Source organism: Rhizobium sullae, from assembly GCF_900169785.1.
Taxonomy (GTDB): domain Bacteria; phylum Pseudomonadota; class Alphaproteobacteria; order Rhizobiales; family Rhizobiaceae; genus Rhizobium; species Rhizobium sullae.
This window is the reverse complement of the sequence record NZ_FWER01000009.1, coordinates 117,841-131,402: the sequence shown is the minus strand read 5'-3', so window position 1 is coordinate 131,402 and position 13,562 is coordinate 117,841. Positions and strand designations below refer to the sequence as shown.

The 13,562-nt window shown below is 60.7% G+C and carries 11 protein-coding genes; 8 read left to right on the top strand and 3 right to left on the bottom strand.

Annotated elements, in window-relative coordinates; genetic code table 11:
- Positions 1-244: 244 nt before the first annotated feature.
- Both BN1800_RS10055 and BN1800_RS10050 read right to left on the bottom strand, forming a co-directional pair.
- On the bottom strand, positions 245-913 hold the full coding sequence (locus BN1800_RS10055) for a VOC family protein (RefSeq protein ID WP_179213771.1): 669 nt from the start codon (positions 911-913) through the stop codon (positions 245-247).
- Between the two features lie 571 nt (positions 914-1,484).
- The gene (locus tag BN1800_RS10050; protein ID WP_027510765.1) at positions 1,485-2,921 is read right to left on the bottom strand and encodes an adenylate/guanylate cyclase domain-containing protein; all 1,437 of its coding nucleotides are present in this window, start codon (positions 2,919-2,921) and stop codon (positions 1,485-1,487) included.
- Positions 2,922-3,816: 895 nt separating this feature from the next.
- On the opposite strand from BN1800_RS10050, the gene BN1800_RS10045 reads away from it, so the two are divergent.
- A complete protein-coding gene (locus BN1800_RS10045; RefSeq protein ID WP_086996913.1) occupies positions 3,817-5,706 on the top strand; it encodes an adenylate/guanylate cyclase domain-containing protein in 1,890 nt (629 codons plus the stop codon).
- A gap of 465 nt (positions 5,707-6,171) precedes the next feature.
- On the opposite strand, the gene BN1800_RS10035 is transcribed toward BN1800_RS10045, so the two are convergent.
- Entirely contained in the window at positions 6,172-6,642 is a 471-nt protein-coding gene (locus BN1800_RS10035) for an aminoacyl-tRNA deacylase (RefSeq protein ID WP_027510763.1), read from the bottom strand.
- 213 nt (positions 6,643-6,855) lie between these two features.
- Between BN1800_RS10035 and BN1800_RS10030 the strand changes: the two genes are divergently transcribed.
- From BN1800_RS10030 to BN1800_RS10000, 7 genes are all read left to right on the top strand, one after another.
- On the top strand, positions 6,856-7,170 hold the full coding sequence (locus tag BN1800_RS10030) for a hypothetical protein (protein ID WP_086996907.1): 315 nt from the start codon (positions 6,856-6,858) through the stop codon (positions 7,168-7,170).
- Positions 7,171-7,454: 284 nt separating this feature from the next.
- The gene (locus BN1800_RS10025; protein ID WP_086997224.1) at positions 7,455-8,117 is read left to right on the top strand and encodes a class I SAM-dependent methyltransferase; all 663 of its coding nucleotides are present in this window, start codon (positions 7,455-7,457) and stop codon (positions 8,115-8,117) included.
- A 15-nt stretch (positions 8,118-8,132) separates the two neighbouring features.
- The gene (locus BN1800_RS10020) at positions 8,133-8,768 is read left to right on the top strand and encodes a TetR family transcriptional regulator (RefSeq protein WP_086996905.1); all 636 of its coding nucleotides are present in this window, start codon (positions 8,133-8,135) and stop codon (positions 8,766-8,768) included.
- Positions 8,769-9,206: 438 nt separating this feature from the next.
- Entirely contained in the window at positions 9,207-10,460 is a 1,254-nt protein-coding gene (locus BN1800_RS10015; RefSeq protein WP_086997221.1) for an alpha/beta hydrolase, read from the top strand.
- 81 nt (positions 10,461-10,541) lie between these two features.
- The gene (locus BN1800_RS10010; protein WP_086997218.1) at positions 10,542-11,792 is read left to right on the top strand and encodes an NAD(P)/FAD-dependent oxidoreductase; all 1,251 of its coding nucleotides are present in this window, start codon (positions 10,542-10,544) and stop codon (positions 11,790-11,792) included.
- A gap of 9 nt (positions 11,793-11,801) precedes the next feature.
- On the top strand, positions 11,802-12,512 hold the full coding sequence (locus BN1800_RS10005) for an SDR family oxidoreductase (protein WP_086996902.1): 711 nt from the start codon (positions 11,802-11,804) through the stop codon (positions 12,510-12,512).
- A 12-nt stretch (positions 12,513-12,524) separates the two neighbouring features.
- A complete protein-coding gene (locus BN1800_RS10000) occupies positions 12,525-13,562 on the top strand; it encodes a proline racemase family protein (protein ID WP_086996899.1) in 1,038 nt (345 codons plus the stop codon).

Genomic DNA, 13,562 nt, shown 5'->3' with positions numbered 1-13,562 from the left:
AACGGACTATGACCCCTTTGCGCCGCCATTTCCGTCATCCAGACAGGCTCAGAGATTTCCTCAAAGCTGCCGTTCGGCTCATGCGACCTGAATGTCCAGCTCGGGGTGGGAAGCGGACACCGCAGCTTGCTTGTCGAATGAGCAACGAGTTGGCATGTGCGCACGTGCGGTGCGAATGCAAAATTCTTGGTTTTTGGCGGTTGTGGCCTCGACTGCGACCGTCTCTGCACTCGATATAGCCCGATCAGGTGGTGGCGTCGGTGCTAGTTGGGTTGTGGATGATTTCCCACAGGTGTCCGTCGAGGTCGCGGAAGTAGCCGGAGTAGATGCCCCAGGGCCGGTCGTGTAGGGCGGTGACGGGCGCCCCCGCAGCCCTGGCTTTGGCCAAGAGCGCGTCCACCTCGTCGCGAGTCGCAACAATGTGACCGAGACTGAACTCGCCGCTCTGCGCTGGCCCCTGCGTGATGCCTGCGTCTTTCGCGAGCTCGCTGCGCGGATAGAGGGCGAGGATCTGCCCCCCGTTCAGGCGGAACATGACTATTGCCCCCNGTCCACCTCGTCGCGAGTCGCAACAATGTGACCGAGACTGAACTCGCCGCTCTGCGCTGGCCCCTGCGTGATGCCGGCGTCTTTCGCGAGCTCGCTGCGCGGATAGAGGGCGAGGATCTGCCCCCCGTTCAGGCGGAACATGACTATTGCCCCCNTCTTTCGCGAGCTCGCTGCGCGGATAGAGGGCGAGGATCTGCCCCCCGTTCAGGCGGAACATGACTATTGCCCCCGCGGGGTGAGTGTCGTCGCCAGCGAATTCGGTTGCTGTCACACCGGGCGACTCGAGCCCAAGCGCCCGGTAAAAGGCAAGCGCCCGCTCTAAGTTCTCTACGGCCAGCGTGATCACGTCGATCTGAGGTTTCATTGGTCCTCCTTTCGCGGATCTCATACCCTTGCATGATAGCACGGCCGTTAGTCTTCGGCACGGTCGGGCCGCGGCGAATTTCTAAGACAGGCGATCCGATTCCCGCCTGGCCCTCGCGCTGAGTGAGCTCGCTGCGTCAATGTTCCGGTCATACCTTCCGGCAATTTCAACATTTTTGAATTATGGACTGGATCGGACTTCTGCTTCGGGTCGGCAGCCGCTGTTGGCAGATGTGCTGCTGAACGGCGGCCATCTCAGATCAGGGCTTCGAGGCAGATGGACCGCTTCCGGCCCCATTTCTGCCGCCTCGGACCGCGTGGGTATTGGAGAAATACCGCCCGATTCCATTCATCCGCTCCCGGCTGTCGCAAAAGTTATATAGCGCAAACAATGACATAGGAGTTCTCAGTTTCATCCTGTCGAGCGCGCCAATTTATAGTTGTGTGCATTCCAAAATCGGTGGTGGCAGCCGGACATGCCTGAGGTCTGCGCAGCAGCGCTCGCAGACGACTGGCGCGGCACGCAGTTGCTTTACTGACGCACGGTCCGTGGGCCAAGCGGTCAACTCGTCTTAAGCGGCCGCCCCCACCCGAAACACCGGCAGTTCCTGCTGCACGCCTCGAAGCTGTGCTGTTCGCGGCTCGACCGCAAAAGCCGCCAGTCCGTCGCGAACGCCGGTCGCGTCGTAAACGTCTTGGCTGACAAAAATCTCGTCGGCGTCGGCGAGGCCCTGGACGCGCGCAGCAATGTTCACGGTCTGACCGAAATAGTCGAGGCGCTCGTTCAGCGTGACCGCGATTGCCGCGCCCTTGTGGACGCCGATCTTGAGTATCAGCGCCTTGTCTGGCTGCCGCTTGTTGAACGAGGCGATCTCGCTGCGCATGTCGAGCGCCGCCTGCACGGCATCAGCGGGCCTCAGGAACGCCGCCATCACCGCATCGCCGATCGTCTTGATGATCGCGCCGTTGTGGCGGACCGTCACGTCCTGCAGCCGGTCAAAATGCTGCTGGACGAGTGCAAAGGCATTCAGGTCTCCGATCCGGTCATAGAGCGCGGTCGAGCCCTTCAGGTCGGTAAAAAGGAGAGCGATGTCCTTGACGCCGAGCCCTTCGTGGCCACGGATCACCTCGGAGCGGAAGAGGTCGCGGAACGTCTGGGTCGTGAGCAGTCGCTTCCCTGAGAGGAACGGTGCGAAGTGGAGCGGCGGCGGCCGGTCGATGCCGGGCGGCAGCTGGAGGATCCCGAACTCGAAGCGTCTGTCCGCGACATTGGACAGCTCAAAAATCACCTTGCCGGCCGCGATGGTGCCCGTGTCCGGCGTACTGGACTCGAGGTCAACACGGATTGCAATGCGCTGCTCGCCGGGCGGAAGCGCGGGATCGACAATAAACAGGATCCCTGCGTCGCTGTCGGAACTGCTGCCATGCAATGCGCCGGCCTCCGCGATTATCTCAAGGGTGGTCGTCTTGCCCGGCTCGATATAGGCTAATCCGCGGTTCAGCATCTCCCTCACCTTGACGAAAGGCGTGCCGTCCGGGATCAAGCCCTCAATCGCCGACCTGTAGCGGAAAAGATAATCCTCCGCCGACAGCGTCTGCGGATCGTGATAGGCGATGCGGCGGATGGCCGGGTTCACGGTGAAGGTGATCGCGATCATGTCGTCGAGAGCCGCCACCAAATCCAGATGGCAGTGGGTGCAGCGGCAGCGACTGCGGAGATTCTTGAGCGCCCGGAAGCTGTCGATGACGCAGGAGCAGACCGGACAGATCAGAATCCAGGTCATATCGAAGAGACCTAGCGCGGCGGCGTGCAGGAAGAGATCGATCGCCTCCTTCTCGTTAAGGGTCTTGTCGGTAGCAAATTTGATTGGATTGATGCGCAGGAGCTCGGAGTCGCTTGCCGAACGGATGTGGCTTTCGAGCTTGGATACGAGCCGCGGACTCCAGGTCCGGGCCGATTCCAGCGCCGTCAGCTTCTCTTCGAGATGCTTCTCGTCGATCGACGCCATGGCGGCCCCTCCTGGATTGCACGATTGTCAGGCGAACGAGTTCAGTTGATCGTCCGCCATTAGCGATTCTCCAAGTTTGCAGCGTCTAAGTCTACCATGGCGAAAGGCTTCATTGAATGGGAAGCCCCAAGGATTTCGGGACGCGCAGGAGCTGCCGTGGCCGACGAGCCTTTCCGGCGTTCACGCCGCAACCCTGGCGGAAGCGATCCTGAACAAGGTCGGCGCCCGATTTCGCGCTTTCACCGCAGGTGTCGGCCCCCGCTGCCATTCCTCGACGGTCACTTCCGTCCGATCTGTGACCGCTATCGGCGAGGCGGCCTGCCGATGCCGTTTGGCCCCAGCTAGAAATCTGTAGCTATGGTAAGGACATACGAGTTCTCAGTTTCATCCCGTCTGGTGCGCCATTTTTCCCTAAGGCTTCCATAAACGCCGTTCCTGGCATTCCCGGCACGTTCCCGGATTGTGTTTCCGAAGCGTTCTTGCCGCCTCGATGCGCGACACGAAGCTCGGCGACATGACGCGTTTTTCGAGCGTCTTAAAACTTTCATAAACAGCGCTTTTACACAGTCTGGACCCGAGTCGGCCATTCCGGGAGGCCAGCTCGAATGTCTCGAAACTTGCGGAAATGGACTAAGGCTACGGCTAGGCCATGCGCCGCTTCGCCACCCACACCGGTCCGTGGGGCCGCGTTCGACGACGATCCTCACATTGCAAGCGACTTGCAGGAGGCACACGAACAATCGGGCTCACATGGGCATTCCACACCGGGGGGACTGCCTGCGGCGTTCAGTAGAAGTGTTGGATGAAGCGCGGGTTCCCCTGAAGCGCTTGTTGAGGTCGGTCGTTTCATTTAAGTGCGACCAGTCCTATAATCCGGTGAAGTTAGGCCGAACCAATGGACCGCAAGCTTTCCGCCATCCTCGCTGCTGATGTCGTGGGCTATTCCGCGCTGATGGAACGCGACGAGGCTGGCACATTCGAGCGCCTTCGTGCCGGACGCAAGGAACTGTTTGAGCCGGAGATTGCCCGCCATCACGGCCAGATTTTCAAGCTTATGGGCGACGGGATCCTCGCCGAATTTGGCAGCGTGGTGGACGCCGTGGAATGCGCCGTCTCGCTGCAGCGCGGGCTGGCGGAACGGAATGCAGCCGTTCCCGAGGACCAGCGGATCCGGGTCAGGATCGGGATCAATCTCGGCGAGGTGATCGTCGACGGCGAGGACCGATATGGCGAGGGCGTCAATGTCGCGGCCAGGCTTCAGCAGTTGGCAGACCCGGGCGGCATCTGCGTCTCGGGAAAGGTCGCCAGGGAGGTTGAGAAGAAGCTGGCTTTCGGCTTCGAGCCGATGGGCGACCAGAAGGTGAAGAATATCGCCGAACCGGTGCAGGCCTTCCGCGTTATCCTTGAGGGACAAGCCCCACGCCAACCAGCGCGGTCATGGCCTCCGCGCTGGGTTTGGGCAGCAGCAGCCGTGCCAGTCCTTATTCTGGTTTTGGCCGGGACGGCCTGGCAATTCTGGCCGACTGCGACATTAGGCGGCAAACCGTCGGTAGCGGTGCTGCCGTTCGACAACTATGGCGGCGACGAGGCGACCGGACGCCTCGCCGATGGCCTCACTGACGACATAATCACCGATCTGGCGGGGTTCCCTGAATTCCAGGTGATCGCCCGTAACTCGACTGAACAATACCGGGACCAACCAGCCGTGCCGAGTGAAGTGGGTAAGGCGCTTGGCGCAGGATTTGTGGTCGAGGGTTCCATCCAGCGTCAGCCTGACCGCGTAAGAATTACGGCGCAGCTCATCGACGCCAAAACGGGCAAACACATTTGGTCGCAGCGCTGGGACCGCCCGGACGAGGACTTGTTCGCAATCCAGATCGAAATTTCCGAGCAGATTTCGAACCGCCTCGGCGGCGGCGCAGGTTTGGTCCAGGAGGCGGGCCGCATCACCGCCCACCGAAAGCCGCCCGAGAATCTCAATGCCTACGAATTTTATCTGCTCGGCACCGAAAAACTCGAGCAAGTCAATCAGGCGGATGTCGAGGAGGCCGTCAAGCTGCTCACCCGCGCGGTCGAATTGGACCCCGGCCTTGCCCGCGCCTGGGTCGAACTTAGCCATTCCCATGTTATCTTGGCCGGTTTTGGGGTTGAACCCGACAAGAACCGGGCTCTTTCTGCCGAGGCAGCCGAGCGCGCCGTCCGGCTCGATCCGAGCGATGCAGAGGCACATGTCGTCTACGCGAGCACTTTGGGTGACAAAGGAGAATTGGAACGCGCCAAGGCAGAGTTCGATACCGCACTGCGCCTCGCTCCCGGCCAGTTCGAAGTTCTGACTTTCTACATCGATTGGGCCTCGACCTTCGGCGAGCCTGAGCGCGGCGCGCAACTGGTCGACAAGGCGGTCAGTCTCAACCCCGGTTTCCCGATGTGGAGTGCCAGGATTTTCACTCACGCCTACTTCATGGCGGGCCGGTATGAGGATGCCCTGCGGATGCTGGACCGCTTGACGCCGGAAAACTATGGAAGGAAACACTGGGTGATGCGTTCTGGCGCGCTTGCGGCTATTGGCCGAACTGAAGAGGCGAAGGTCTCAGTAACCGACGCACTCAGGCGGTTTCCCAATTTGACCGTCGAGGGACTTGTCAATCAGCCCGGATTCAATGAAGCGGAGCGCCAGCGGTTGATCGAAACCATGCGGCTCGCCGGCTTTGCGGACTGCGCCAAGGCAGAAGAGCTCGCGAAGATAAAGAAGCCGCTGCGCCTTCCGGAGTGCGCATCGCCGTAATCGCGTTGAATGGCGGCCACGAATGACAAACGTCTCGAAGGGTCCGAGACGGACCTTCGAAGCATTATACCGAGGTCCTGACAAGTTATCCGCCATCGGCATTGGTCGTTGCGAGCCTGGCGACGGGAACGCGCGACCTACTTCTGTCCGATACGGTGCGCATGCACCGAGCCCTCCGGCGTGCAGGCGTAACGGCCGAACTCCACGTTGTGGAGCCGGCCCTCACGGCGGGTTCCTGGCAGCTTCCCCAGCAGACACCGAGATCAAGGCGGAGGCTCGCCGATTCACCTATTCGGCATGGGCGTTCCAACCTGACGTAGGAGCATCGGTTGGTTAGCTCATTCCAACTCGGGTCGCAGGGGTACGGACAGCGAGCCGATGCCTTAGAGGCGGTCAAATATTTTGTCATGCCGTCTAGCCAGGGTTCGCGGCCACTGTCACTGCTGGGAGCAGGCCCAGGATCGTCTACGGCAGGTGGCTGAAGCGGGCGATTTGCGCATCCTTCATCAGGCTGCGAAAGTTAGGCCCACTGACATGCACGAGTGTCTTGTGGTCGCCACCTTCGAAATAGACGTCGCTCGCGTCGCCGAGGCTTTCGTCGAGGATCACCGGCACATCGTAAGCGGGGCCGATGGGCGGCACTGCGCCGATGTCGCAATCGGAAAAAAGCGAGCTGACCTCCTCCTCCGAGGCGAGACCAAGGCGCCGGTTCATCACATCCTGCAATGTGGAGAATTCGATCCGGTGCGTGCTCGGGACAACGGCTAGGACGTACCCCATTTCGTGATGTACGACGACGGATTTGGCCAGCCTGCCGCCGGGAATATGCGCGGCCTGCGCCGACTGGCTGGTTGTTGCTGTGCGGTGATGAGCGACGGTGTCGTAAGCGATACCCTCACCGGCGATATAGTCCTGAAGTTTTCCTGCGATCGTCATCGTAGGCACTCCTTATGTTGCGTGGGACGCATAGAAGGACATTTTCCTCTCATCATCCGGGAAGTCAACGACGAATGGGCAGCCGCAAATGTAAGTGGCTGGGAGACCATCCTGCTACGGCCATCGATCTCCTTTGCTTAGCTTCGCGCAATCTTGCGCCTGTATCTGCGTTCTGCGCCGCGATGGTGCGGAGCGGGCGCATTGGAGAGAATTATGAAGGCGAGAACCCTGGTTGTGATTTCGATAGCGCCGATCGCGGCCGTTCTTGCCGGATGCGTCAGCTATGCCGAGAAACCTGTTCTTTATCCCGTCGGCAGCCCGGTCAATCCGCCATTCGTTGCCCACGCCATGTGCATCGGCGAAGCCAATGCGATGTACGGCGAAGCGATGCAGCAATACAAACTGCGCGCACAGATGACTGGCGATTACCATGGCGCCGAAGCGGAAGCGCTCTCACGCGACGCTGCGCGCAGGCAGTATGACGCCTGCGCCTCGTCAGAAGGCTATCGCGCGGTCTACGATCGATAGGGCAGCGACAGGATGCTCTCTTTGAAGGTAGGTGAAACGGCTTGTTGGCCGGTGTGGCAGCATCTGTATACGGCCGTTCCATAAACTCGGCTCATATGAGTTGCACTAAATGCAAAAATGCAATAGATATAAAACTGCAATAATTGAAGGATAGGATCCGATCCAATTGGGATGAAAGACTGGACGTGCGCTGCGCCGGGCCAGTGACGCCTTGGAATTGCCCTTCTGAAGGCGATGGCGGCGGGATAATCACATTGCATTTCAAAAAAAGTGGGCTAATCAAGATGACCGCAGACATTGTATGCTCCGATTTCCTGCATTTCTTCCGCTCATGGGTAAGCAATCCACTCCGCGTCGCCGCGATCGCTCCCTCTGGGGTTTCGCTCGCCAAGCTGATGACGAAGGAGATCGCCGCGCTTGACGGGCCGATCATCGAACTGGGACCTGGCACGGGTGTTTTCACACGCGCGCTGCTCGCCCGAGGCGTCAGAGAGGCGGATTTGACGCTGATCGAATACGGGCCTGAATTCATCAGCAACCTTAAAGCACGCTTTCCGTACTCTCGCGTCCTGCAGATGGACGCGGGGCAATTGGCTCACGCCGACATCTTCGAAGGCGAGCCGGTGGGGGCGGTGATCAGCGGTCTGCCGCTGCTTTCGATGTCGCCACGCAAAATCACCGCCATCCTTGCCGGTGCTTTCACCTACATGCGGCCCGGCGGTGCGTTTTATCAGTTCACTTATGGGCCGCGCTGCCCCGTGCCGCGTCCGATCCTCGACCGCATGGGGCTCAAGGCAACGCATATCGGCGGCACGATGCGTAACCTGCCGCCTGCTGCAGTCTACAGAATTTCGCGCCGCAAGCCGCTTGAGCTCTCGCGGGAGCGCTTCAAATATCATCGCAGGGAAGAGGAAATTGGCGCGGCCGCCAAAGCGACTGACGGCTGAGGCATCCGAACGCAGATGACTGAAGTGAAAAAAGCCGGCGCGACGGAAGGCCGCCGCGAACGCAAGCGGCGGCAGACGCGCGAGCGCATCGAGCAGGCGGCAATGACGCTGTTCCTCGAACGCGGGTTCGATGCCACGACGATCGAGGACATCACCGAATCCGCCGACGTATCGAAGCGCAGCTTTTTCGACTATTTCCCCTCCAAGGAAGAGGTCGTCTTCGCCTGGCAGGATTCCTTTGCCGGCCATCTGATGGCTGCCATCGCCGCAAGGCCGAAGAGCGAGCCGCCCCTGAAGGTCGTTGAAGAAGCGATCGTGGAGACCGTCGTCGCTTCTGCCAATGAACGCGGTCTCGCCCTTGGCGAACTCATCCGTCGCACGCCGGTGCTAAAAGCGCGCGATCAGATGAAGTATGCAAAACTTGAGCAGAAGCTGACGGAAGCACTGATCGCAAGAGGCGGCCAAGGGAAGGAAGTCCGGGCACGCATGCGCCTCCTCTCGGCGGTCGTCATCGGAGCCTTGCGCGTCGGCGGCGAACGCTGGCAGGAACGTCCGTCAGAAGGCCCGTTCGAGGCCTTTGCCCGAGAGCTTTTTGCGGATCTTTGGAAGATGCTGGCGGATTTTGGGGATGAGGCGAAAAATCGGCGTTAGGCTATCGCGCTCTGTCGAAATGATTTTTTGACCAGCTGATCAAAATTGCTGCAAAATGAGGCGTCTTCGCAAAATTCGGCGCCGAGCCATGCGAAAGACGCATTGCTGCATTGCGGTAATAACCCTGTTCTCGATCAAATCGATTAGGTATTAATAGCTTCGTAAGCAGCGCACTCCTCCTCCCAGCGCTCTTACGCAGACTGGTAACACTCCTCCTCCCAGTTGCCAGTCAGGATCAAGAGCCCGGTGCACCTCCTCCCGCGCCGGGCTCTTTTCTATTTCAGCCCTGGAAAATCAGTTGCCCATCTACGCGATGGCCATCCAGCCGTTGCCTTATTTGACTCTCTTCGCGCCCACGGCTTATTTGAGCAGCAGCAGCCGTAGTGCGTTCAGCCAGGCGTCGATGTTGGAGTAGGCATGTTTGACGGATCGGGGGCCATGCAGAAGACGCTTGCGAGCCTCACGCTCGCTGCCTTCCTGTTATCGGCCTGCGGCGGACGGCACATCGGCGTGATGACGCCAGTGGGGTCGGTGCAGCCGGGCACCTCGAAAGTCGATCTTCTTGTCGCAACCACGCGCGCACGGGACAACGATCCCGCCGTCCTCTTTTCCGGCGAGCGCGGCACCGGCCTGATGGTCAATGCGGTCAACGTTTCGATACCGCCGGATGCCAATCGCAAGATCGGTCAGGTGCAATGGCCAAAGCGCCTGCCGGCAGATCCGCTCCGCGATTTCGTCACCGTCTCGGTCGATCCGCTGGAAGGCGAACGGGCAGGCGAGGTCTGGTTGAAGAGCCATATGCCGAAGAGCCGCCGTGTGCTGGTTTTCGTCCATGGCTTCAACAATCTCTACGAGGATTCTGTCTACCGCTTCGCGCAGATCGTTCACGATTCGCATGCGGACGTGGCGCCGGTCGTCTTCACCTGGCCGTCGCGCGGCAGCATCTTCGACTACAACTACGACAAGGAAAGCACGAATTATTCCCGCGATGCGCTGGAAGAGCTGCTGCGCCGCACCGCCCAGAATCCGGCAGTCAGCGATATCACGATCATGGCCCATTCGATGGGCACTTGGCTGACGGTCGAGGCGCTGCGCCAGATGGCGATCCGGGATGGGCACGTCGCAAGCAAGATCAACAACGTCATCCTTGCCTCCCCCGATCTCGACGTCGATGTCTTCGGCCGGCAGTTCGTGAGCCTCGGCGAGGAGAGGCCGCACTTCACCATCTTCGTTTCGCGGGACGACCGTGCGCTGGCACTTTCGCGCCGCATTTCCGGCAATGTCGATCGCCTCGGCCAGATCGATCCTTCGGCGGAGCCCTATCGCAGCAAGCTCGAGGCGGCGGGCATTACCGTCCTCGATCTCACCAAGCTCAAGGGCGGCGACCGGCTGAACCACGGCAAATTCGCTGAAAGTCCGGAAGTGGTGAAGCTGATCGGAGACCGGCTGATCGCTGGCCAGACGATTACGGACTCGCAGGTCGGTCTCGGCGAAGCGGTCGGGGCGGTCGCAATGGGCGCCGCGCAAACGGTCGGAAGTGCGGCCAGCGTTGCCGTCAGCACGCCGATTGCGATCTTCGATCCGCGCACGCGCCGCAACTATGATGCCCAGCTAAAGCGCTTCGGCCAGTCGATGGAAAATACCGCGGGCTCTGTCGGCGATACTGTCGGCGCCGGTTTGCCGACACAATAAAATTCCTCATAGGCATTCATCCCATTCTGATATATCACAGGGAAATCGTGGCGCTCAAGCCTTGCCTTGATGGATGATGATATGGCGAATGAGAGGAAGCAGACCGTCGCCGTTGTCGGCGCAGGCGTAATTGGGGCGTCGATTGCTTTCGAACTGCAGCGGCGCGGATTTCAGGTGACGTTGATCGACAAGGGCGAACCGGGTCGTGGCGCGTCCTACGGGAACATGGCGAGCATCGCGCTCGATTTTGCGGCGGGTTCCGGTCCGGCGACGTGGAAGAAGATTCCCGGCTGGCTGATGGACCCCCAGGGCCCGGTTTGGGTGCGGCCTTCTTACGCTCCCAAAATGCTGCCATGGTTGCTGCGCTTCATTGCTGCCGGCCGCCCGTCCCGGTTGCGCGAGATCGAAGATGCGGGCATGAGTCTGACCCGCCAAGCGCCTGGCGATTTCCGAACCATGCTTTCTGCAATCGGCGTGCCGGAACTCATGACGGAGGAAGGTTGCCTCGCCATCTATGAAACGGAAGCTGAATTCGCCGCCGACCGCGACCATATCGAGATGATGCAGCGCTACGGCTTCGATTTCGAGGTCCTGAACGGCGGCGCGATCCGGCACTACGAGGCGGAGCTTTCGCCCTCGATCGCCATGGCCGTGCTTTTGCCGGACAATAAATCGATCCGTGATCCCTACCAATTGGTAGTCAAGCTTGCGGATGCCGCTCAGGCGGCGGGCGCTCGCTTCGTGCCGGGTACCGTGCGCAATATCGAACGCAGGCCGGCGGGCGATGCTGTCGTACTGCTCGAAGGCGGTGGCAGCATCGAGGTCGACTCGGTGGTACTGGCAGCCGGCGTGCACACGCGCGATTTTGCCGCAAAGCTTGGCGAGCCGATCCCGCTGGAAACCGAGCGCGGCTATCACACGCAGATCATGAAGCCCGGCATCTCGATGCGCTATTCGATTATCTGGCCGCATCGCGCTTTCATGGTCACGCCGACGGCCGGCGGCATTCGCGTCGGCGGCAACGTCGAACTGGCGGGTCTCGACGCGCTCCCGGATTTCCGCCGCCCGCGGGTGCTCGTGCGCCATGCGCAACGCGCGCTGCCGGGTTTGAAGATCGAAGAGACGACCGAGTGGATGGGTCATCGCCCGGCACTGCCGGATACGATCCCGATTATCTCGCCTTCATCGAAGATGCCCGGCGTCTGGTATGCAACCGGCCACGGCCATCTCGGCCTGACGCTTTCGGCGACGACAGCGCGGCTGATCGCCGATATGGTGATGGGCGTCAAACCCACGGTCGACATAATCCCCTTCCGCATAAACCGATATTAGGAGGAACCAATGTCCGATAGCACGAAGCCCGTAGCGCTGATTACCGGTGGCGGCCGCGGCATGGGCGAGGCGATCGCCCGCGAACTGGCCGCGCAAGGCTATCTTCTGGCCCTGATGTCGCCTTCCGAAAGCTGCGAAAAGCTGGCCTTCGAGCTTGGCGGCATTGCCTCACGCGGCGTGGCGGAAAAAGCCGAAGACATCCAGGCGATTTTCGACCTGACGATGAATTCCTATGGCCGCGTCGACGCCGTCGTGAACCACACCGGTCATCCGCCGAAGGGCGATCTCCTGGACATTACCGACGAGATGTGGACGCTCGGTTCCGACATGATGATCCTGTCGCTGGTGCGCATGGCACGCCTCGTGACGCCTGTCATGCTAAAGCAAGGCAAGGGCGCCTTCGTCAACATCACGACCTTCGCCGCCTATGAGCCGTCGCTGATCTTCCCCGTTTCCTGCACCTATCGCGCTGCGGCAGGCGCATTCACGAAGCTTTATTCGGATCGGTATGCTGCGGATAATATCCGCATGAACTGCATCCTGCCCGGCTATATCGACAGCCTCAACCACAAGCCCGAAACCGCCGACAAGATCCCGATGAAGCGCATCGGTCATATGGAAGAAATCGCCAAGACGGCAGCCTTCCTGCTCTCTGATGGCGCGGGCTACATCACGGGTCAGAATATCCGCGTCGATGGCGGCGTCACGCGTCACGTTTGATAGGAGTAAAAAATGAGGTGGAAGCGTACCATCCAGCTTCTGGACGTTCACTGCGAAGGCGAGATCGGCAGGGTCGCGATCGGCGGCGTGCCGAAGATCCCCGGTGAGACGGTCGCCGCACAGCTTCATTGGTTGAATACGGATCCCAAGGGCACTGAGCTTCGCCGCTTCCTCTGCCTCGAGCCGCGCGGCGCGCCGATCGGGTCCGTCAACCTGCTTTTGCCCGCCAAGCATCCCGATGCCGATGCAGCCTTCGTCATTCTTCAGCCGGATCAGGCGCATGCGAGTTCCGGCTCGAATTCGATCTGCGTCACCACCGCGCTGCTCGAATCCGGCATCGTCGAGATGAAGGAACCAGAAACGGTCGTTACACTCGAGACCGCTGCCGGTTTGGTTAGGGCGGTGGCAACCTGCCGCGACGGTCGCTGCGAGAAGGTGCGGCTCACCATGGTTCCGGCCTTCGTCCATCAGTTGGACATCGAGATCGAAACGCCGCATTGGGGCAAGGTCAAAGCCGACATCTGCTATGGCGGCATCTTCTATGCGCTGATTGATGTCCGCCAGATCAACCTGACGATCGAGAAGGCAAATGCCGCAGGCCTCGTTCAGGCAGGCATGATCCTCAAGGAAATCATCAATCGTGATATCCTGGTCGTGCATCCGGAAATTCCGGCGATCTCCGGCGTTGCCTATGTGATGTTCCGCGATAGCGAGCCGGATGGCGCGGTGCGCACCTGCACGACGATGTGGCCCGGCCGCGCCGACCGCTCGCCCTGCGGCACCGGCAGTTCAGCGAACCTGGCGGCCCTCCATGCGCGCGGCAAGGCCAAGGCCGGCGACATCTTCAAGTCGCGCTCGATCATCAGCTCGGAATTCGAGGTCGGCTTGCAGGCGATAACCGAAGTTGCAGGCCGCCCGGCCATCATCCCGACGATCACCGGCCGCGGCTTCACCTTCGGCCTGTCGCAGGTGGCGCTCGACCCTTTCGACCCGCACTCGGGCGGCTTCGCGCTGACAGATGTCTGGGGACCGCAGGCGGGCGAGATTTGA